The organism is Aeromonas sp. MaB10011B (genome assembly GCF_017939325.1).
Lineage (GTDB): Bacteria > Pseudomonadota > Gammaproteobacteria > Enterobacterales > Aeromonadaceae > Aeromonas > Aeromonas caviae.
On record NZ_JAGKRK010000054.1, the window covers coordinates 1 to 1,722 of the forward strand.

Here is a 1,722-nt window from a genome sequence, read left to right on the forward strand (position 1 = left end):
CCGACATTCCGCACCTGATTTAGGAATAAATTTGCCGATAGCGCTCACCCAATACCTCCAAAATGATCTGCTGGTCTCCTGTTAGCTCCGTTACTTGTGGCGGAGCTTCTCCCAGTCGATATTCATGGATGCCACCAAAGCGCAAAAAGATCCAACGGGCCGTCGGCTGCTGGGTCGGTTTCTTTTTCATATCCGCCACACTGCGATTCTGCTCCACTAATCCCTGCCGGATCCGGTGCTCCAACGCTGCGTAAATCATCAGGCTACAGGTCATCACCATGAGCAACGCTTCAATCCGCTCCGGCTTTTTCAGGTACAGTGAGGAGGTTAAAAACTCCGGGCTCTTGAGAAAACGAAAGCCCCGTTCGACATTCTGCTGCGCTTTATAGGTGGCCAAAAGTTCGGCCATGGTCAGCGTATCGCTGTGGTCATTGGTCGCCAGGATGAACACCCCGGTCTGGTTGTGGGCCTCTTCAACGCAAGCCAGGCTAGTTGCCGCCAACCCAGTGATTTGAAACTGATGGCCAATTGGCTCTTCGCCACGCTTGGGTCTGCCACGTCCTGTATAAACGGGTTCACCTACCACTTCGGCATCCAGTTGCAGCAGCATCAAGCTGGCGGTAAAACAGCTCAACTCAGCTTGGGCATCCGCCTCACAAGCAAAGCGTCGGGCACACAATTTGGCGAAGGCTTTGAGCTCGCGGGTACTGTCTTTGAGCAGGTTTTTGGCCAATGTCTGCTGCTCGCGGTGGCTGGCTTGTTCGCTGCGCACCAGCAACCAACGTTGCGCGACCCCGGCATAATTCGCGTGTTGCCAACGGCCATGATAGCCATTGCCCAGAGCGGTCAGCGGTTGTGCACCTATGGTTGCCACGGCCTGCTTTGCCTCATTGAGAGTGACGGGCACCCGGGTCACAAATAGTTGCTGCTGTTGCGCCAGTAATTGCAAGGTATCGGCGCAGTACAGTGCGGCATCGCCGACCAGATAACGGCACTCCTGCGCGGCCTTGAGACTGCTCAAATGGCGACGAACGGTCTGGGCAAAGGCTTTGGTGTCATTACTATTGCCGCTCAGGGCCTGCATATAGACAGGTAGGCCGGCCTGATTTTCACAGATGAGCTCAAGGATCACTTGATTCAGCTCTGGCCGGTGATCACGACTATAACCACGCACCAGTTGCAGCTTACCGACCAGATCCCCATCGGCACAGTCATAGGCGCCATCGACGTGGAAGCTGGTAATATCGAGGTGCACTGCGGTGCTTTTGAGCCCCAGCCGCTCGACAACTTGCGCCGCCATCACCTGATACAAGGCGCTGACATCGGCCTCAAAGAGGGCATCGAGACAGCGACCGAGCACATCATCATTGAGGTCATCAGCACAGATCCCGGGGCCAATCAGGCGCTCAACCGGCTTGTTAGCGAAGAATTGCGGGAACATGTGCAGGGTGCTGCTGTGAAAGCCGAGGCCGTTCACTATCATGGCGACCAAGGCTTCACCATGTGAGACCTTGAAAGGCGGGGTTTTGGGGAGCAAGGCATCGATCATGCGGGCAATGCCCAGTTCCTGGCAGAGTGCGGCGACCAAACCAAGGTGATCGAGGTTACGGATCGAGATAGCGGGTGCGGCCATGATGATCTACCTGCAAAAGAGAGTAATAGATCAGAACGGCCGATCGCCGTCAAGCACTGAAAATAGCAAAATCAGGTGCGGAATGACGG

Annotated in this window: 1 protein-coding gene; it reads right to left on the minus strand. The window is 55.5% G+C overall.

From position 1 onward, the window contains the following. Nucleotides 1-19: 19 nt before the first annotated feature. Nucleotides 20-1,633 (minus strand): IS1634-like element ISAs25 family transposase, encoded by a 1,614-nt coding sequence (locus J9893_RS13595; protein ID WP_049636888.1) that lies wholly within the window; start codon nucleotides 1,631-1,633, stop codon nucleotides 20-22. Between the last annotated feature and the right edge of the window lie 89 nt (nucleotides 1,634-1,722).